Origin of the sequence: Streptomyces sp. NPDC094034 (assembly GCF_040303865.1) — a bacterium.
Lineage (GTDB): Bacteria > Actinomycetota > Actinomycetes > Streptomycetales > Streptomycetaceae > Streptomyces.
Genome location: NZ_JBEOUD010000044.1, coordinates 36,929 through 54,721, shown reverse-complemented (window position 1 = coordinate 54,721; position 17,793 = coordinate 36,929). Strand labels below are relative to the sequence as shown.

The 17,793-nt window shown below is 69.8% G+C and carries 16 protein-coding genes and 1 pseudogene; 7 read left to right on the top strand and 10 right to left on the bottom strand.

Annotation, left to right across the window (positions count from 1 at the left end; genetic code table 11):
* The first annotated feature begins 41 nt into the window (after window positions 1-41).
* Together ABTZ59_RS30060 and ABTZ59_RS30055 are read left to right on the top strand one after the other, a co-directional pair.
* The gene (locus ABTZ59_RS30060) at window positions 42-1,082 is read left to right on the top strand and encodes an ATP-binding cassette domain-containing protein (RefSeq protein WP_351419984.1); all 1,041 of its coding nucleotides are present in this window, start codon (window positions 42-44) and stop codon (window positions 1,080-1,082) included.
* The gene (locus ABTZ59_RS30055; RefSeq protein WP_351419981.1) at window positions 1,079-1,855 is read left to right on the top strand and encodes an ABC transporter permease; all 777 of its coding nucleotides are present in this window, start codon (window positions 1,079-1,081) and stop codon (window positions 1,853-1,855) included. The genes ABTZ59_RS30060 and ABTZ59_RS30055 overlap by 4 nt, the downstream gene beginning before the upstream one ends.
* A 295-nt stretch (window positions 1,856-2,150) precedes the next feature.
* On the opposite strand, the gene ABTZ59_RS30050 is transcribed toward ABTZ59_RS30055, so the two are convergent.
* Both ABTZ59_RS30050 and ABTZ59_RS30045 read right to left on the bottom strand, forming a co-directional pair.
* The gene (locus ABTZ59_RS30050) at window positions 2,151-2,414 is read right to left on the bottom strand and encodes a hypothetical protein (protein ID WP_249951233.1); all 264 of its coding nucleotides are present in this window, start codon (window positions 2,412-2,414) and stop codon (window positions 2,151-2,153) included.
* A gap of 284 nt (window positions 2,415-2,698) precedes the next feature.
* The gene (locus ABTZ59_RS30045; protein WP_351419976.1) at window positions 2,699-3,508 is read right to left on the bottom strand and encodes an SGNH/GDSL hydrolase family protein; all 810 of its coding nucleotides are present in this window, start codon (window positions 3,506-3,508) and stop codon (window positions 2,699-2,701) included.
* A 527-nt stretch (window positions 3,509-4,035) separates the two neighbouring features.
* Here ABTZ59_RS30045 and ABTZ59_RS30040 point away from each other — a divergent pair.
* From ABTZ59_RS30040 to ABTZ59_RS30025, 4 genes are all read left to right on the top strand, one after another.
* Complete coding sequence (locus ABTZ59_RS30040) at window positions 4,036-4,941, top strand: glycosyltransferase family 2 protein (RefSeq protein ID WP_351419973.1); 906 nt, start codon at window positions 4,036-4,038, stop codon at window positions 4,939-4,941.
* 80 nt (window positions 4,942-5,021) lie between these two features.
* On the top strand, window positions 5,022-6,122 hold the full coding sequence (locus ABTZ59_RS30035) for a glycosyltransferase family 2 protein (protein ID WP_351419970.1): 1,101 nt from the start codon (window positions 5,022-5,024) through the stop codon (window positions 6,120-6,122).
* 35 nt (window positions 6,123-6,157) lie between these two features.
* Window positions 6,158-6,952, top strand: coding sequence for a polysaccharide deacetylase family protein (locus ABTZ59_RS30030; protein WP_351420015.1), 795 nt, complete (start codon window positions 6,158-6,160; stop codon window positions 6,950-6,952).
* Window positions 6,953-7,095: 143 nt separating this feature from the next.
* The gene (locus ABTZ59_RS30025) at window positions 7,096-8,205 is read left to right on the top strand and encodes a DUF5925 domain-containing protein (RefSeq protein WP_351419968.1); all 1,110 of its coding nucleotides are present in this window, start codon (window positions 7,096-7,098) and stop codon (window positions 8,203-8,205) included.
* A 160-nt stretch (window positions 8,206-8,365) separates the two neighbouring features.
* On the opposite strand, the gene ABTZ59_RS30020 is transcribed toward ABTZ59_RS30025, so the two are convergent.
* From ABTZ59_RS30020 to ABTZ59_RS30000, 5 genes are all read right to left on the bottom strand, one after another.
* Window positions 8,366-8,740 carry a GntR family transcriptional regulator gene (locus ABTZ59_RS30020; protein ID WP_351419966.1) on the bottom strand — a complete coding sequence of 125 codons (375 nt, stop codon included), beginning with the start codon at window positions 8,738-8,740 and terminating at the stop codon, window positions 8,366-8,368.
* A complete protein-coding gene (locus ABTZ59_RS30015; RefSeq protein WP_351419963.1) occupies window positions 8,691-9,905 on the bottom strand; it encodes a methyltransferase domain-containing protein in 1,215 nt (404 codons plus the stop codon). Before ABTZ59_RS30015 ends, ABTZ59_RS30020 begins: the two co-directional genes overlap by 50 nt.
* Window positions 9,906-10,060: 155 nt before the next feature.
* A complete protein-coding gene (locus ABTZ59_RS30010) occupies window positions 10,061-11,593 on the bottom strand; it encodes a tripartite tricarboxylate transporter permease (protein ID WP_351419960.1) in 1,533 nt (510 codons plus the stop codon).
* A gap of 3 nt (window positions 11,594-11,596) precedes the next feature.
* Window positions 11,597-12,142 (bottom strand): tripartite tricarboxylate transporter TctB family protein, encoded by a 546-nt coding sequence (locus ABTZ59_RS30005; RefSeq protein ID WP_351419958.1) that lies wholly within the window; start codon window positions 12,140-12,142, stop codon window positions 11,597-11,599.
* A complete protein-coding gene (locus ABTZ59_RS30000) occupies window positions 12,139-13,122 on the bottom strand; it encodes a Bug family tripartite tricarboxylate transporter substrate binding protein (RefSeq protein WP_351419956.1) in 984 nt (327 codons plus the stop codon). The genes ABTZ59_RS30005 and ABTZ59_RS30000 overlap by 4 nt, the downstream gene beginning before the upstream one ends.
* A 149-nt stretch (window positions 13,123-13,271) precedes the next feature.
* Between ABTZ59_RS30000 and ABTZ59_RS29995 the strand changes: the two genes are divergently transcribed.
* The gene (locus tag ABTZ59_RS29995) at window positions 13,272-13,955 is read left to right on the top strand and encodes a response regulator (protein WP_351420013.1); all 684 of its coding nucleotides are present in this window, start codon (window positions 13,272-13,274) and stop codon (window positions 13,953-13,955) included.
* Window positions 13,956-14,260: 305 nt separating this feature from the next.
* Here ABTZ59_RS29995 and ABTZ59_RS29990 read toward each other — a convergent pair whose 3' ends face one another.
* From ABTZ59_RS29990 to ABTZ59_RS29980, 3 genes and pseudogenes are all read right to left on the bottom strand, one after another.
* Window positions 14,261-15,322, bottom strand: a complete 1,062-nt coding sequence (locus tag ABTZ59_RS29990; protein ID WP_351419953.1) for a hypothetical protein — start codon at window positions 15,320-15,322, stop codon at window positions 14,261-14,263.
* A gap of 210 nt (window positions 15,323-15,532) precedes the next feature.
* Window positions 15,533-16,171 (bottom strand): annotated as a pseudogene (locus ABTZ59_RS29985) (LysE family translocator).
* A gap of 117 nt (window positions 16,172-16,288) precedes the next feature.
* The gene (locus ABTZ59_RS29980) at window positions 16,289-17,503 is read right to left on the bottom strand and encodes a hypothetical protein (RefSeq protein WP_351419951.1); all 1,215 of its coding nucleotides are present in this window, start codon (window positions 17,501-17,503) and stop codon (window positions 16,289-16,291) included.
* Window positions 17,504-17,793: the final 290 nt, after the last annotated feature.

The following is a 17,793-nucleotide window of genomic DNA, read 5'->3' as shown; positions in this document are numbered from 1 at the left end:
TTAGTTACGTACAACGTACGTAGTGCGCTACGGTGAGCCGCATGACAACTACGTACGCTGTACTTAGTGAAGGTCTGGAGAAGCGCTACGGCGCCGATGTGCACGCGCTTCGCGGCCTGGATCTGGCCGTCGCGGAGGGCACGGTCTGCGGGGTGCTCGGGCCGAACGGCGCGGGCAAGACCACCGCCGTACGGATCCTGACCACCCTCACCACGCCCGACGCGGGCACCGCCCTGGTCGCCGGGCATGACGTGATCGCCGATCCGCGCGCGGTGCGCCGGGCGATCGGGGTCGCCGGCCAGTACGCCTCCGTCGACGGCGAGCTGACGGGCCGGGAGAACCTGCGGCTCTTCGCCAAGCTGCTCCGCATCAGGGGCCCGGCGGGCCGGGCCCGCGCCGATGAGCTGCTGGAGCGCTTCGAGCTGACGGACGCGGCGGACCGGGCGGCACGGACCTACTCCGGCGGCATGCGGCGGCGGCTCGATCTGGCCGCCAGCCTGCTGACCAGGCCCCAGGTGCTGTTCCTCGACGAGCCGACCACCGGGCTCGACCCGCACAGCCGCAACCAGATCTGGCGGGCCGTGCGCGAACTCGCCGACCGGGGCACCACGATCCTGCTGACCACGCAGTATCTGGAGGAGGCCGACCGGCTGGCCGATGACATCGTGCTGATCGACCGGGGCCGGGCCGCCCACCGCGGCACCCCGGCCGAACTGAAGGCGCGCATCGGCTCGTACGCGGAGGTCGTCCTCGCCGAGCAGCCCACCCGGGCCGCGCTGGAGACGGCGATCCTCGCGGCGGCGGCCGTACTCGACCAGCTGACCGGCGCCGAACCCACACTCGACCGGGAGCGCCGTACCGCGGGGGCCGTGGCGAAGGACCCGGCCCTGACCCTGCCCCGGCTGGTGCGGGAGCTGGACACGGCGGGGGTGCCGGTGGCCGACGCGAGCCTGCGTCCGCCGACGCTCGACGAGGTCTTCCTGCGACTGACCGACCGTACGGAACCCCGCGCCCCGCACCGACATGACGAGTCACCTGCCCGCAAGCACAACGGGCGACACGACAAGGAGCACGCCGCGTGAACGCGATCGCGTACGACAGCGGTGCCGTCCTCGGACGTCACCTCCAGCGGATCAGGCACGCGCCGGGCGTGGTGATCCTCACCCAGGCCATGCCGGTCAACATGCTGCTGTTCTTCGGCTATGTCTTCGGCAGCGCGCTGGCGATGCCGGGTGAGCAGTACCGCGCGTATCTCGTGCCCGGCCTGCTCGCCGCGACGGCCGCGGGCGGCATCATGACGGGGATGTTCCAGGCGTCGCAGGACGTGCAGCGCGGGGTCATGGACCGGTTTCTGACGCTGCCGATGAGCAGGGTCGCCGTACCGCTGGGGCAGACCGCGGCGGATCTGCTGACCACGGCCGTGGGGATGGTGCCGCTGCTGCTGGTGGGGATCGCGGTGGGGTGGCGGATCGAGGGCGGCGTACCCGGCGCGCTCGGGGCCCTCGGACTGCTGCTGCTCTTCCGGTTCGCGGCCAACTGGGTCGGTACGTATCTCGGCCTGCTCATCCGAAATGAGGAAGTGGCCGGTCAGCTCGGCGCGGTGACATTCATCCTGCCGCTGCTCTCCAACGCGTACATCCCGGCGGAGGGGCTGCCCGGCTGGCTGCGCGTGCTCGCGGAGTGGAACCCGATCAGCGCGCTCGCCACGGCCATCCGCGATCTCTGTGGCAATGCCGCACCGGCCGCGGACGCGGCCTGGCCGGTGGCGCATCCGGTGGCCGGATCGCTGCTGTGCTCGCTGCTGCTGCTCGCGCTGTTCGTACCGCTCGCGGTACGGCGGTACGCCGGAAAGTGACGGGCGAGGAGGGAGCCGGGGGCGATGTGCGCGGGCGGCCGGCCCGGACCGGTGTCGGGGAGTGGATCACCGGCCGGGTCGTCGCCCGAGAAGGTCACGCGCCGGGCGTGGTCCGGCGCACCGCCGCGGGCCGTTGGGGATGACGGACGAGGGAGTGCGGCGCTGCGCCGGGCGGCGTGATCACCCGAGCACACGCGGGAACGCTCGGGCGAGCTCGGGCAGTTGGGGACGCGAAAACGCCGTGGGGCGGTCACGCCCTCACGGTGCGGCGCGCCAACGCCTGGAGCCGTGAGGATCAGCGGCGGCTGCCGAACAGCGTCCGGCGCAGCCGCCGCAGCGGCGCGAAGAGCGAGACGCGCGCGCCCTTGCTTCCGTGCGTCTCCGAGCTGTCACGCGACGTCAGCTCCTGCATCAACAGCGTCGCCTCGGCCGTCTCCCGCTGGGGCACGGCGGGACCGCCGAGCACCGAGAGATGGCGGTCGAGGCGCGAACTGGACGCGCTGCTCCCGCATGTGATCGCAGGGACTCGCGCCCTGCTGTGCACCGTTATCTGTTTCATTTCACTCCCCACCCGTACGAGGGCACCCGGCCCGGGCAGGTTAACCCTATCGCCCCACCCGGACACTCGTGTATACCGCCTTTGCGATTGACCACACCCGTACGGGTAGTGACCACCATCGCCCGATCCATCTTATTTCAGGGCGAGTTGGACACTTCGCCGCATCCCGGCCGGTGCGTGCGGCGGGGCCGGTTCCGGCGTCATCAGACCCCGGTCACCGGCCCCGCCATCGTCACGACGTCAGATCGTCACGACCGTCACACCCGTCGCACCCGTCAGGCCCGTCAGGCCGCCGAACGGAAGGCCGGCAGATAGCCGCCCGACTGACCGGCGGCGGTGGGGTGGTACGACTCGCCGATGTTGAGCCAGTTCACGCTGTGCAGCCACGCCGAGCCGGAGCAGATCTCATGGCCGGTGAAGGCGCCGGCCACATCGGCGAAGGTGAAGCCGTAGTCGGCCGCGCGCTTGGCGGTCGCCGCGTTGAGATGGTCGGAGGCGGCGTTGATCGCGGACCGCTCCGCCTCGCTCAGCCCCGCGATGCAGTTGCCGTTGAGCTGGTAGAAGCGCGGATAGCCGAGGACGACCACGCGGGCCGACGGCGCCTTCGATCTGATCGCCGTGTACACCGAGTTGAGGTTTCCTGGCAGCGTGCTGTCGACGTAGGCGCGCGCCTGCGCGACCCGGCTGAGGCAGGTCGACTCGGACTGGAGCACACAGGTGGTCATCACATCCGCGAAGCCGGCGTCGTTCCCGCCGATGCTGATGCTGATGAGATCGGTTCCCGAGTTGACCGGGCCCAGCTGACTGGCGGTCACATCACCCGTACGGGCACCGGAACAAGCGGTGAACGCGAACGAGGCGGGTGCGTTGGCGGCCGCCCAGAGGGCGGGGTACGCCTTGGGGGTGCGTTTGCAGCTGCCGCTCGCGCTGTCGTAGCTGCCGGAGCCGACGCCCGAGGAGTACGAGTCGCCGAGCGCCACATAGTCGACGGCTGCCGCCGAGTCCGCCGCCTGGGCCGTGGCGGCTCCGGTGAGAGCCAGCACGGCGCCCAGCAGGAGCGAGGACGAGAACGCAGTGATGCGGGACAGTTTCATAAGACCTCTCCTAGCAGGATTGCTGCCTCAACTTTGTTACCAGGCAGTTCAGTTCGCTGGAAGTGTCCATGCCAAGAACATTCTCAGAGGCTTCCCTGCTGAAGCGGCAGAAGCACATAATTCACCCCTGTTTGAATGGAGTCGATCAGGGAGGTTACGGATGTGACCGGCGATGTACGACCAAAGAAGCGAAAACCGCTCCGAGGTTCCAGGTCTTGCCATAGGGTCCCAAGCATCAATACCGTCGTACATCCACCCGCATCGGCCCATCGCACGCATGGCTCAAGGGGAGGGCTCAAGCGTCGCGTTGGCTCCCGGCGCGGGTCGCGGTAGGGGGGTGGCCGCACTCGGTGACCGCGTGCGGTGCCGAGTCGCATGCCGCGCGACACGTTCCAACGCTCACCCGTCCAGCGGGAGTTCTACGTTCCATGCCGTCATGGCCGGGGTGAGAACCCCCCTTTCGAACCGGAAACACAGCCGGACCGCCCGGGGGCGGGCGGTCCACCGGACGAGAGGGAAAGTGACAAGTGAGCGCTGTTCTGCGCCCGGAATCCTCAGGCGAAGATCCATTGATCATTCCGTCCCGGACCATGGCGAGTCAGCCAAGTCCGGTGAGCGAGCGGCCTTATCGGCCCGTCTCCTCTCATTTGGCGATCGCCCCGCCCGTGAGCGTCGTGATTCCGGCGATGAACGAGGCGGAGAACCTTCCGTATGTCTTCAGATCCCTGCCCGGCTGGATCCATGAAGTCGTGCTCGTGGACGGCAATTCGACCGATGACACCGTCCGGGTCGCCCGTACGCTGCGGCCGGACGTGAAGGTCGTGGAACAGCGCGGCAAAGGCAAGGGTGACGCCCTGATCAGCGGCTTCGCCGCCTGCACCGGCGACATCATCGTGATGGTCGACGCGGACGGCTCGGCCGACGGGCAGGAGATCGTCTCCTATGTGTCGGCCCTCGTCTCCGGCGCCGACTTCGCGAAGGGCTCGCGCTTCGCCAACGGCGGTGGTACGGACGACATGACGCCGATCCGCAAGCTCGGCAACTGGGTGCTCTGCGCCGTGGTCAACGCCAAGTTCGGCGCCCGGTACACCGATCTCTGCTACGGCTACAACGCCTTCTGGCGCCACTGCCTGGACGAGATCACGCTCGACTGCACCGGGTTCGAGGTCGAGACCCTGATGAACATCCGGGTGGTGAAGGCCGGGTTGAGGGTGCAGGAGATTCCGAGCCACGAATACGACCGGATCCATGGCGTCAGCAATCTGAGAGCCGTCCGTGACGGCATCCGGGTGCTGCGGGTGATACTGCGCGAGAGGGGTATCCCCCGGTCGGTCCGGGCGGTCCATCGGCGTCCGGCCGGTCTCCGGTTCACCATCCCGGCGGTCCCTGTCGTCCCCGTGGCACCCACGATGCCCGGGGGTGAGGTGTTGTGACCCGTGCTCACCACCGCCACCACCCTCCCCCGCGCGCTCCCCGTCCTCCCCGACCCCGCCATTGGCGGCCGTTCTCCGTGGTGATCTGCGTCTATACCGAGGACCGCTGGGACGACATCCTCGCGGCCGTCGACTCGGTACGGCACCAGTCACTGCCGGCCCTGGAGACACTTCTCGTGGTCGACCACAACGCGGCTCTGCTCGCACGGCTCCGCCGGGAGTACCGGGAGCACGCGGCGCGCGGAGAGGTGCGGGTGCTCGCCAACGCGGGCCCGCGCGGGCTCTCCGCGGGCCGCAACACCGGCATCGCCGCCGCCCGCGGCGAGCTGGTCGCGTTCCTCGACGACGACGCCGTCGCCGAGCGGGACTGGCTGCGCTTCTTCGACGAGGCGTACGACGATCCGCGCGTGCTGGCGGTCGGCGGGCGGACGCTACCGGTCTGGGCCTCGGGGAGCAGGCCGGGGTGGTTCCCCGAGGAGTTCGACTGGGTTGTCGGCTGTACGTACCGGGGACTGCCGCACGGCACGGCGCGGGTGCGCAATGTGCTCGGCGGCAACGCCTCCTTCCGGCGCACCGCGTTCGACGCGGCCGGGGGGTTCGCGACGGGGATCGGACGCGACGGCGACAAGCGTCCGCTGGGCTGCGAGGAGACGGAGCTGTGCATCCGGCTCGCCTCGGCCGTGCCGGGCGCGGTGATCCTGATCGACGACCGGTCGGTCATTCACCACAAGGTGCCGACGGTCCGCACGCGGCTCGGCTACTTCCGTACGCGTACCTACGCCGAGGGGCTGTCGAAGGCGCTGGTCGCCAGGAGCGTGGGGGTGGAGATGGGGCTCGCGTCCGAGCGCCGCTACACCACCCGCGTGCTTCCGGCGGGTGTGGTGCGCGGCGTGCGCGACGCGTTGCGGGGGCGGCCGAATGGTCTCGGCCGCGCCGGCGTGATCGTCGCCGGGGTGACGATGACGACCGCCGGCTATCTGGTGGGCCTCTTCCGAAGCCGGGGCGGGGGCGTCGCCTTCTCCTCCGGTCCGATCAAGACAGCTCCGGTGAAGCCGCGTCCGGTGGAACCCGTTCCATGGGAACCAGGGCCGCCCGGGTCAGGGCCGGTCGGGTCAGGGCCGGTGGAGAGGGCCGCCGTAGCGCGCACCGGACGCACCGGCCCCCGGGGCGCTGTCGCGTGAGCCGGGGCGAGACGGGCACCGCCGTACCGATCCTCATGTACCACGCCGTCGGGCCCCGGCCCCCGGCCGCCACGTACGCGCTGTCCGTCTCGCCCGAGGCGTTCGGTGAGCAGATGGAGCTGCTGCACACGCGCGGGTTCACGCCCATGACCGCGGCAGGTCTCGCCGATGCCTGGCGCACGGGCACGCCGCTGCCGCGGCGGCCCGTGCTGATCACCTTCGACGACGGCTACGAGGGCGTGCACCGGCACGCCCTGCCCGCTCTCGCCCCGTACGCCTTCCCCGCCACGCTGTTCGTCACGACGGGGTGGCTGCGCGGGCCGTACGACGAGGGCGGCGCGCCGGACACCATGCTCGACTGGGACCAGGTGCGCGAACTGGCCGCAGCCGGTACGGAGATCGGCGGCCACAGCCACACTCATCCGCAACTGGACCAGCTCGACGATCGACGGCTCGGCTTCGAGATCCGGCGCTGCCGGGAGATCATCGCGACGGAGCTGGGCACCCCGCCCGTCTCCTTCGCCTATCCGTACGGCTACTCCAGCCGGCGCGTACGGCGTACGGTCCGCGCGGCGGGGTTCGCGCAGTCGCTCGCCGTACGAAACGCGCTCGCCCGCCGGAGCCAGGGCCCTTACGCCCTCGCGCGGGTGACGGTACGCCGCACCACGGGCATCGAGGACTTCTCACGCCTGGTGGAGGGCAGATCGGTCGGCCGCGCGTTCGCCGGGGACCGGGTGCTGACCAAGGGATACGCGATGGTGCGCCGCGCCCGGCGGGCGGGACCGATCGCCCGGGAGTTGAGCCGCCGGATCGCGGCCGGTCCCGGATGACGGATACGGGTACGGGCGGGCCGGGGCCCGTGCGGACGGGCCCTGGAACCCCGAGCCCGGCGAGATCCGAACGAAAGGCCCTAGCGGCCGCCACAGGGCAAAACACCGTGCATCGGCCGCCCCTGTGCCGGATCATGGGCGGCATGTCTGCCAAGCCTCAGGACGCCCTGCCGATCCGGCTCAACGTCGACGACAGCGATTCGCCCTCGGATGTGGTCGACGCGCTGTTCCTCGGCCGCTTCGCCACGGGCGAGCAGCCGTACTCCCACAGCTCCACGATCGACCGGGTCAGAACGGGTGTGACCCTGCTGCCGCCGGACGCGACCGTGCTGCGCGCCGCCCGCGACGACGACCGCAGCGCGACCCTCGCCGAGGGCGCCGGCTGGACGCTGCTGGTGTCCCGCTGGAACCGCGGCGCCGATGTCACGGTGACGGCGGTCAGCTCCGAACTGGCCGAGAAGATCCACCACCAGGTGACGGACGGCGCGCAGGACGAGCCGGAGCCGCAGCCCGAGAACGTGACCATGGGCTTCTGGTACGTCTCGCCGCGCCGCGGCCCGCACCGCACCACCCGGCAGATCGCGGCGGGTACCTGGGACGAGGTGAGGCCCAATTACACCGCGCCGGTGGCCGACGCGATGGACCGGTTGATGAAGGTGACCCCGGACGACATCGCGGGCCGGCTGCTTCTGCTGCACGGCCCGCCGGGCACGGGCAAGACCTCCGCGCTGCGGACGCTGGCCCGGTCATGGCGCGACTGGTGCCAGGTGGACTGTGTGCTCGACCCGGAGCGGCTCTTCAACGACGTCGGCTATCTGATGGACATCGCGATCGGCGAGGACGACGGCTCGGCCAAGGGCCGCTGGCGGCTGCTGCTCCTGGAGGACTGCGACGAACTGATCCGCGGTGAGGCCAAGCACACGGCGGGCCAGGCGCTTTCGCGGCTGCTGAACCTCACCGACGGACTGCTCGGCCAGGGCAGGAACGTCCTGGTGGGCGTGACGACCAACGAGGATCTGGAGCGGCTGCATCCGGCCGTGGTCCGGCCGGGCCGCTGTCTGGCCAGGATCGAGGTCGGCTCGCTGACCCGTCCGGAGGCGCTGTCCTGGCTGAGCCGGGAGGACGGCGACTGGGAGACGGCGGTCGGCCGGGAGGGGGCGACGCTGGCGGAGCTGTACGCGCTGCGCCGGGGCACCGGACCGGCGTCGGTCCCCGCCCAGCACACGGGCGAGGACGCGGGCCTCTACCTCTGATACGTCCGACACCTCTGCTACGTCGTCTGACACCCCTGATACGTCGGATACGTCTGATACGTCTGACGCCTCTGACGCCCTGGTATCTCCGATACCACTGATACCGTCGGCGCCCACGTCCCGCGCCCGTCGCGCGGCGAGGGGCTCGCGCCGCCTCCGGTCACTTGGCGTAGACGGCGCGTACGGCCTCCTCCACCGCGGCGAGCGCGGCGGCCCGGCCGAGCCCCAGTCGCTGGGCGCGCTCCGCGTAGGTCCGTGCCGCCGCCGCGGTCTCGCGCTCGGCTGCCTCCCCCGCGGCGGCGACGAACGTACCGTTTCTGCCACGCGTCTCGATCACCCCGTCGGTCTCCAGCGCGCGATATGCCTTGGCGACGGTGTTGGCGGCCAGTCCCAGTTCCTCGGCGAGCCCCCGTACGGTCGGGAGTCTGTATCCGACCGGCAGCGTGCCGGACCGCGCCTTGGCGGAGATTTGGGCACGCAGTTGTTCATACGGTGCGGTCGTGGCGGCCGGGTCGATCACGATCTTCAAGGTCACGGACCGATTCTCCCCCACGACCCACCACCACCGGGCGGTACACGGCAGGGGTGGCCGGAACGCGACGGAACGCGTGATCGAGGGTGGCGGGCAGGATGACCGACCGGTCGGGGATGCCCGGGGTGTGGGCGATCGGGTCGCCGTCCTCATGCCAGTGGATGACGAACCGTTCGCCGGCGCGGTAGGCGTCGAGGCCCGCGCGGCAGTAGGCGACCAGATCGTCCGGAAGCGCGGACAGCGGATGCCAGGAGAGGCCGGAACACTTCTCCGGCTCCCGGTTGTACGGCTCGCCCCCCGCGCCGTACCCGGCCTCGAAGAACCAGCCGATCCGGGGCTGTCCGGCCGGTCCCCGGTGCTGCATGACCAGCGCGACGCGCAGATCGGCGGGGGTCAGCTCGACACCGATCTCCTCGTACGCCTCACGGATCATGGCCGTACGGACGTCCTCGCCCCGCTCGACATGTCCGGAGGGTCCGTTGAGCAGGCCGTCCCCGTATCCCGTGCCGGAGCGGCGGGCGAGCAGCACCTCGTCGCCCCTGCGCAGGATCAGATGGACGTCGACGACCTCGGTATGGCGCGGGGTCGGGGCCGTCCGGGCGATCAGCGCGTACCGCTCGTCGTCGACGGGGCGGCCCCACAGGGCGGGCTCCGACGACAGCCGCTCGTGGTGGACCCGTTCGGCGAGGGGGGCCAGGGCCGCGGTGAGCCGCGCGGCGGGCAGGCCCGTACCGGACCAGACCCCTTCGATCAGTACCAGCCGGCCGCCCGGTCGCAGCAGCGATGTCCAGTGCCGCAGGGCCTCTTCGGGATCGGGCAGCGCCCAGAGCACATGGCGGACCAGGACCACGTCGAACGTCCGCTCTCCCACCGGTGGCCGCCCCGCGTCACCGACCAGCACCTCCGCGTCCGTACCCGCGAGCTTGGTCCTCGCCAGACCCACCATGCGGGGCGAGAGATCGACGGCCGTCACCTGATGGCCCTGCTCGGCGGCGAGCAGGGCCAGACTGCCCGTACCGCACCCGAGGTCGAGCACCCGGGAGGGCGCTCCGGGCAGCCAGCCGCCCAGCCGGGCGGCCCAGGCGGCACGGACGGCCGGGTCGAGCAGCCCGTGGTCGGGCTCCTGGTCGAAGGAGTCGGCGAGGGAATCCCAGTCGATCGTGGTCATGCCCCGATGGTGACAGCCGCCACTGACAACGCCCCTGACCTCGTGACGGATCTACGTCGCCGCCCCGCGACCACCGGGGTGGCGGTCGCGAGGCGGCGCTGAGGCAGGGCAGGGGCCGGCCGTGGCTCAACCTTCGTACGGCCCGGCCTCGTCCCTCACACGGTCACATCGGCGCGGTCGCCGCGGTCACTACGGTCACCGCGGTCACGGCGCAGCGCGATCAGCTTCTTCACCCCCGGCCAGGCGAGCAGCAGCACGATCACCGCGTACACCGTCACGGAGAAGGGTGTGTTGACCAGTCCGGTCACGCTTCCGTCGCTGATCTGGAGCGCGCGCCGCAGCTGGTTTTCGGCGGCCGGGCCCAGGATGACACCGATCACGGCCGGCAGCACCGGCAGTCCGTACCGCCGCATGCCGAAGCCGATCAGACCGATGATCAGCAGGATGACCAGGTCCAGCGCCTCCCCGCCGACCGCGTACGCGCCGACGGCCGCGAAGAAGAGGATGCCCGCGTAGAGATAGGGGCGCGGGACGCGCAGCAGCTTGGCCCAGACCGGCGCGAGCGGCAGGTTGAGCGCGAGCAGCAGCACCAGGCCGATGAAGAGCGAGGCGATCAGGCCCCAGACCAGCTCGGGTTCGCGTTCGAAGAGCAGCGGTCCTGGCTGGATGCCGTACTGCTGGAAGGCGGCGAGCATCACGGCGGCGATGGCGGTCGTCGGCAGTCCGAGGGTCAGCATCGAGACCAGCGTCCCAGCTGCCGAGGCCGTGGCCGCCGATTCGGGCCCGGCGACGCCTTCGATGGCGCCCTTGCCGAACTCCGCCTTGTTCTTGGAAAGTCGCTTCTCGGTGACGTACGAGAGGAACGTGGTCATGTCCGCGCCACCGGCCGGGATCGCGCCGAACGGGAATCCGATGAGCGGTCCGCGCAGCCAGGGCCGCCAGGTCCGACGCAGGTCCTCCTTGCCGAGCCAGGGACGACCGACCGGGATCGCCTCGCCCGAGGTACGCCGCAGATGGGCGGCGACCCAGAGGGCCTCGCCGATCGCGAAGAGCCCGACCGCGACGATCACCACATCGACGCCGTCCGCGAGTTGGAGCGAGCCGAAGGTCAGCCGCTGCTGTCCGGTCATCTGGTCGAGGCCGACCAGCCCGATGGTGAGACCGATGAGCAGTGAGGCGAAACCGCGGATCCGGGACGAACCGAGGACGGAGGTGACGGCGATGAACGCCAGCACCATGATCGCGAAGTAGTCGGGGGCGCCGATGTCCACGGCGAGCGACGCGACGGCGGGAGCGAGGAGGACCAGCAGCATCGTGCCGATCATGCCTCCGGCGAAGTGCCCGCCGGCCGCCGCCGCGAGGGCCTGGGCACCGCGCCCGCTCTTGGCCATCGGGTTGCCCTCGATCGCGGCCACCACGGAGGCGCTCTCACCAGGTGTGTTGAGCAGGATGGACGTGGTGGAGCCGCCGAACATCGCGCCGTAGTAGATACCGGCGAACATGATGAAGGCGCCGGTCGGTTCGAGCCCGTAGGTCACCGGGAGCAGCAGCGCGACCGCCATGGCGGGGCCGATGCCCGGCAGGACCCCGATGGCCGTGCCGAGCAGCACACCTAGCGCGGCCCAGAACAGATTCATCGGCGTGAGCGCCGTACCGAATCCGTCGATGAGCGAGTTCAGGGAGTCCATCGGTTACAGCACCCCCATCAGCGGGCCACCGGGGAGGGGGACACCAAGCAGGTTGTTGAAGAGGACGTAGGTGACGAGCGAGAGGCCCGCGGCGATGAGTGGGTCACGGTCGTAGTGGCGGCTGCCGAGCGCATACGCCGAGCCCCAGAAGAGCAGGGCGCCGGAGATCGGGAAGCCGAGCGGGCCGATGAGGACGGCGTTGCCGAGGAAGACACCGGCGAGCAGCAGTACGGTCCGCCAGTCGCTGGGCTCCGCCAGGTCGATGTCCTCGCCGCCCTCCGCCTCGCCGCGACCGCCGCGCAGGACGTCGAGGGTGAGCAGCACGGCGACGACGAGCAGGCCGATGCCGACAACGACCGGAACGGTCTTGGGACCGACGGGGCCGCGCTGGGTGATGTCGACGTTCATGGTGAGCGCGTCGGTGAGGACGAGGACGCCGAGGACGAGCAGGAGGAGTCCGACGCCGAGTTCGGAGTGCTCGCGCAGCCAGGCGCGGGCGCCGGCCTCGTTCCGGGACGGCCCGGACGGTTGATCCGTGGTCGTCGTCACAGTCCCAGCTCCTTCAGGACGGAGTCCACGCGCCGGTCTTCCGCGGCGAGGAAGTCGCCGAACTTCTCACCGGTCAGAAAGGCGTCGCTCCAGCCGTTCTTCTTGAGGGATTCCCGCCACTGGGGCGAGTCGTGAAGCTTCTCGAAGAGGGCGAGAAGCTTGGCGCGTTCGGCGTCGGAGATGCCGGGTGGTGCGACGATGCCGCGCCAGTTGGTGAACACGGTGTCGACACCGGACTCGCGCAGCGTGGGGGCGTCGACGCCGGGAATCCGCTCGGGTCCGGTGACCGCGAGGACCCGCAGGTCGCCGGATTCGATCTGGTCGAGGTATTCGCCGACGCCGGAGACGCCGAAGGAGACCTTGTTGCCGAGGATCGAGGCGAGGAGTTCGCCACCGCCGTCGAACGCCACGTAGTTGACGGTCTTCGGCGCGATACCGGTGGCCTTCGCCATCAGCATGGGGGCGAGATGGTCGGGCCCGCCAGGCGAGGAGCCACCGCCGACCGGCACCTTGGCCGGGTTGGCCTTCCACGCGGTGAGCAGGTCGTCGAGGGTCTTGTACGGGGAGCCCTTGCCGACGACGACGATGTCCGACTCTTCGGTGACCCGGGCGATCGGGGTCGTGTCGGCGAGAGTCTTGGGCAGCTTGTTGGTGCGGACGGCGCCGACCACCCCGAGCCCCATGGACATCGCGAGCTTGCCGTTGCCGTGCTCGCTGACGAGCCGGGTGAGGCCAACGGTGCCGCCCGCGCCGGGCAGGTTGAACACCTCGACGTTGTGGGTGATTTCGGCGTCCTCGACGTTCTTGGCCAGGGTCCTCGCGGTGATGTCGTAACCGCCGCCGGGTGTGTTGGGGACCATGAAGCGCAGGCCGGGTATCTGGGTACCGGTGTCGGCACCGCTGCTCGGCGTGAGCAGCGGCGGCCCCACCAGCACCAGCAGCGCCGACCCCAGCAGGGCCAGGGGGGTGCGCAATCGCACGTGTGCCGCCTTTCGGAATGCTGTGCGTGAAGAGTTGAGAGACGTGCTGTGAAGTGGGCCACATGTTGCCTTCGCGTTAACAAGCTGTCTCTCTTCCGGAATCAACGGACGTTGTGGTCGTTGTGGTCGCGGCCTAGCGTGTCCGCGTGATGAAAGTGCTGGTGGTGGACGACGACTTCATGGTCGCGAAGCTGCACAGCCGCTATGTGTCGGCGATGGACGGGTTCACGGTCGTCGGAGTGGCTCACAGCGGCGCGGAAGCCCTGCGCGCCGCCGAGCGGCTGTCGCCGGACCTTGTCCTACTTGACATTTATCTGCCCGATATGGACGGTATCGCCGTGCTGCGCGAGCTACGGGCGGCGGAGGAACGGGACCGAAGACCCAATGGCGTCGACGCCCTGTTCATCACGGCGGCGCGGGACGCGGGGGTGATCAGGGCGGCGCTGCGGGCCGGCGCCCTGCACTATCTGATCAAACCGTTCAGTCAGGCGGCGCTCCAGGAGCAGCTGCGCCATGTCGCGTCCCTGCGCTCGCGGCTGGCCGGTATGGGCGAGGCGCGCCAGGAAGACGTGGACCACATCTTCGGCACCCGCCCGCCCGGCAGCCGCGGTCTCCCGAAGGGCCTGGCGCCACACACGGCCGACCTGGTCGAACGCGTCCTGCGCGAACACGAGGACGGCCTCTCGGCCACGGAATGCGCCGAGGCGGGCGCCTTGTCGCGGGTGAGCGCGCGCCGCTACCTGGAGTACTTCGCGACGACGGGCCGGGCGGAGATCACCCTGCGCTACGGAGGCACGGGCCGCCCGGAACGCCGCTACCGCTGGCGGGGCTGACCGCGTAACGGTCCATGGGGCCAGAGCGGTACGGAATTACGGGCTTCCCGGACCGGCCCAGCCGGCGGCGCACTGGATCGGCTGACGGCACTCCGGCGCGTCGGCGGATACGGGCGCGCCACTCAGGGCTTAGCAGAGCGCGGCATGGAGTTGTTCCGCTTCGGCCACGGTGAGTGTGAGCGGGGCGAGGGCGACCGGCTCAGGGTCCACCGACTCCGTCGACGTACCCTCACGAAAGATCGAGGTCAGCGGGCTTTTCCACTTCGGGTTGAGGTGTGGTGAAGGGCTCGACCCGGGGTTGGAGCTCAGCGCCGTTGGCCCTTCGTTTTGCCTTTGTCCTTGTTCTGCGCGGCGGGTGCGGGTTGCTGGTAGCCGGCGGACGGGCCGGACGTATTGTTGTGGTCGCCGGCCGACCAGGCGTTGTACTGGCGGACTTCACCGGCGAAAAAGTTGACCGGGTACGTGGATACGGCCACACCCGGCGGCCACCCTCCCTGACCGCCGGACTGACCGCTGCCGAACGGGTCGGGCGCGGCGTACGCCGCGGAGGGATTCGTGGGGGCCGCGACCGTCAGCTGTCCCATTCCCTGCGGCATCGCATACGCTCCGCCAGCAACGTCGTAAGGACCCTGCCCGGACTCCTGTCCATAGGAGAACGGGCCTTCCGGGTAGGGGGCGTAAGAGACCTGGGTGTCGTGTGTTTCGGACGGACCATCGGCAGAGTATGCGGAAGGGTTCATGAACGGGGGGTCGACGAGCTGGGCATCCACAAGTTCCCACAGGTCCTGTATATCGGACGGATCGAGACCGGCCACCGCCTGCTCGTACGCTCCCTGCCCGTCAGCAGAGTGCCCGCTGTGATCGGCCCGCAATTCCCCCGAGGATTCCGGCATTTCGCTTTCCAGCCCGGAGAACCTGCCTGGATTCTCCCTCGCCACTTTCGCCCAGTTGCGGAGATTCCGATGGTTGATTTTTCGCGCCCGGGAGTTTTCCTGCACCCAGGGCCTCTTGTTGTAATCCGCCGCGAACTCAAGCTGACTCTTGCCGGACTCCCTCCACTCGCTCAACACGTACGTCTTATACTTATCCGAATGAACGGTGCGGGGTTTGTTCGAGGATTCCGGCATCTCGCTTTTCAGTCCAGGGAACCTGTCCGGATTCTCCCTCGCCAATTTCGCCCACCTGCTGAGATTCGAACGTTCGATTTCTCGCGCCCCGGGGTTTTCCTGCACCCAGGGCCTCTTGTTGTAATCCTCCACGAAGGCAAGCTGAGTCTTGTTGGACTTCATCCACTCGTTCAACACGTACGTCTTATACTCATCCGATTGAACGACGTGGGGTTTACGTTCCGAAGGTTCTTTCGTCATTTTGTTCTCCGATAAATTGTCCGACACGTTGACAGGGGCGGCCCCCAGGGGGCCGGGTGATGGCGGCTTCCAAAGGGAGCGGCCGGGCTCAGGTCTCTACGGCTTGCCCGCCTGTTCGGTTCACATCGAGCCCTTACCAGCCCGGGGCGGGCCCGTTGAGAAGGACCCACGCCACGGGCACCTCGTCGGCGCCCACCCAAACGAAAGGCCCTAATCCTTGCGGCCCGTCGCGGCGACGGTGACGCCGAGGCCGATCATCGTGAGCCCACCGACCCCGCCGACCAGGGAAAGCCGCTTCGGTGAGCGGGCGAACCAGCTCCGCGTGGTGGCCGCGACCAGACCTCAGGCGCTGTCGCACGCCACCGCGATCACATTGAAGACCAGCCCGAGCAGCAGCATTTGCAGCTGGATGTGCCCCTGGCCGCGGTCGACGAACTGAGGCAGCACGGCCGCGAAGAACACGATGGTCTTGGGGTTCGCCACGCCGACCGCGAACCCCTCCCACAAGGTGCGCAGACTGCCGTGCGTGGGACCTTCACCCGCGAACGCGGCCTGCATCGCCCCGCGCTGCCGCACCGTCTTGACACCGAGATACACCAGGTAGGCGGCGCCCACGAGCTTCAGCACCGTGAAGACGAGGACCGAGCGCTCCACGACCGCCCCGACCCCGAGGGCCACGGCCACGACGAGTACATAGGCTCCGAGTGTGTTGCCCACGACCGTGGTCAGCGCCGCACGGCGCCCCTGGGCCAGTGCCCGCCCGATCACGAACAGCACGCTGGGCCCCGGAATCACGATCAGCAGAAACGACATGGCCGCGAAGGCCAGTAGTCGATCGGTAGACACCATGAGGCCCATGTAAGCACGGCGACGGTTCACCACCGGAGCCCTTTTCCGGCAGGCGAATCCCCTGGGCGATTCAGGGCGGCGGCGGCGATCAGGGCGGCACCGATCAGGCGGCACCGATCAGGGCGGCGGCGCCGGAAACTCCGTCCAACGCCCGGGCGTGCGCGGGCTCCCGGGCGTGCGCGGGATGGCGTCCATCACCCGCGCCGCGAGCGCCGGGTCCTGGCCGCGCAGGTCCAGGACGTGGCTCAGGTGGCCGACGCCGTGGGACGCCAGCAGCCTCATGACGGCCAGGAGCGGATCGGCCGGGCCGGTCAGGGTGATCGGCTGCCCGTGGGGGCTGATCACCACCGCCGGGGAGGTTCCGGCCAGGAGGTTGGTGCGCTCCCAGTCGATCTCGAACGAGCGGCCCCTCGGGCCCATGCGTACGACGAGCTGTTTCGTACGGTGCAGCAGCGCGAGGTAGTTCATCGGCACCGTCATCGACCGCCGTACGTCGTACGGGGCTCGGCCGTCGGCGGGACGGACACGGAGCAAGGTCTTCAGCAGCGGGCCGTGGTAGTGGAAGGTGGGCGTGGAGCGGATCTCCAGAAGCTGGGCTCGGGCGAGTTGTCCGCCGGCGCGGGCCCAGCGGCCTTCCACGCCACCGAACGCGCCCGCCTCACCGGGGAGTCGGTCGACTATCCAGCCCGCGCCGCCGGGCCCGGACGGGGGTACGCGGTCCTCGGGGGCGTTGACGGCCCGTGCGGCCAGTGCCTCGATCTTCGCCGCCACCGCGGGGTCCGCCATGGACCGGAGATCGATGGTGTCGACCGTCATGGCGATTCCGCCGGCGGCGCGCGCGATCCTCATCTGTTCCAGCAGGAGGTCGGGGTGTCCGGTCAGATCGACGCACCGGCCGTCGGGACATCTCACCTTGCAGTAGCGGGTACCCGACAGCAGGGCGCTGCGGGACCAGTCAACGCTCAGTACTTTGGCGGCGGTTGGGTCGACGAAGGCGACGATACGGCCCGCGGTGACGGCCGACAGGCACAGTGCCGGTACGTGCCACTCGCGGGTCTCCTCGAACGGCTCGGCCCCGTCCGCGCGGACCCGCAGTCTCATCCGGACCAGCGGCTGGACGGCCGTGGGGTGGGCTCGGCCGCCGGACGTCAGCGCGTCCCAGTCGGGGGCGTACGCCACGAGCGTCGCCTCAAGGACGTCGGCGCGGACCAACTGGTGCTGCCGGGGCGCCCTTTGGTGGGCGGTCCACATGGCGAACGAGTCGTCGGCGAAGCTTTCCGCGCCCTTCCCGCGATCCCGGCCGCGCGTTCGCCGGAAACCTCGTATGACCATGGGTCCCTCCCCCGTCGAGGACCTCAACCCTAGGGCCTTTCGTTCGGATCTTGCCGGGCTCGCGTGCCCTGGCACCGCGCCTCGCCGCGTTGTCGTCAGTCACCAGGGCTCCGCCATGGCTCCCTCCTCCGCCTTGCGATCCACGGCACCAGCCCCCGCTCCCTGATCCGGCCTGATCCAAACGAAAGGCCCTAGGGCGCTTCGCACTCCTTCCCTGTGCCCGGCGCGTGTGGCGCGATGGAGGGGACAGCCGTGACTGAAACGTTTTCAGTAAGCGCTTGCCGTGCGAA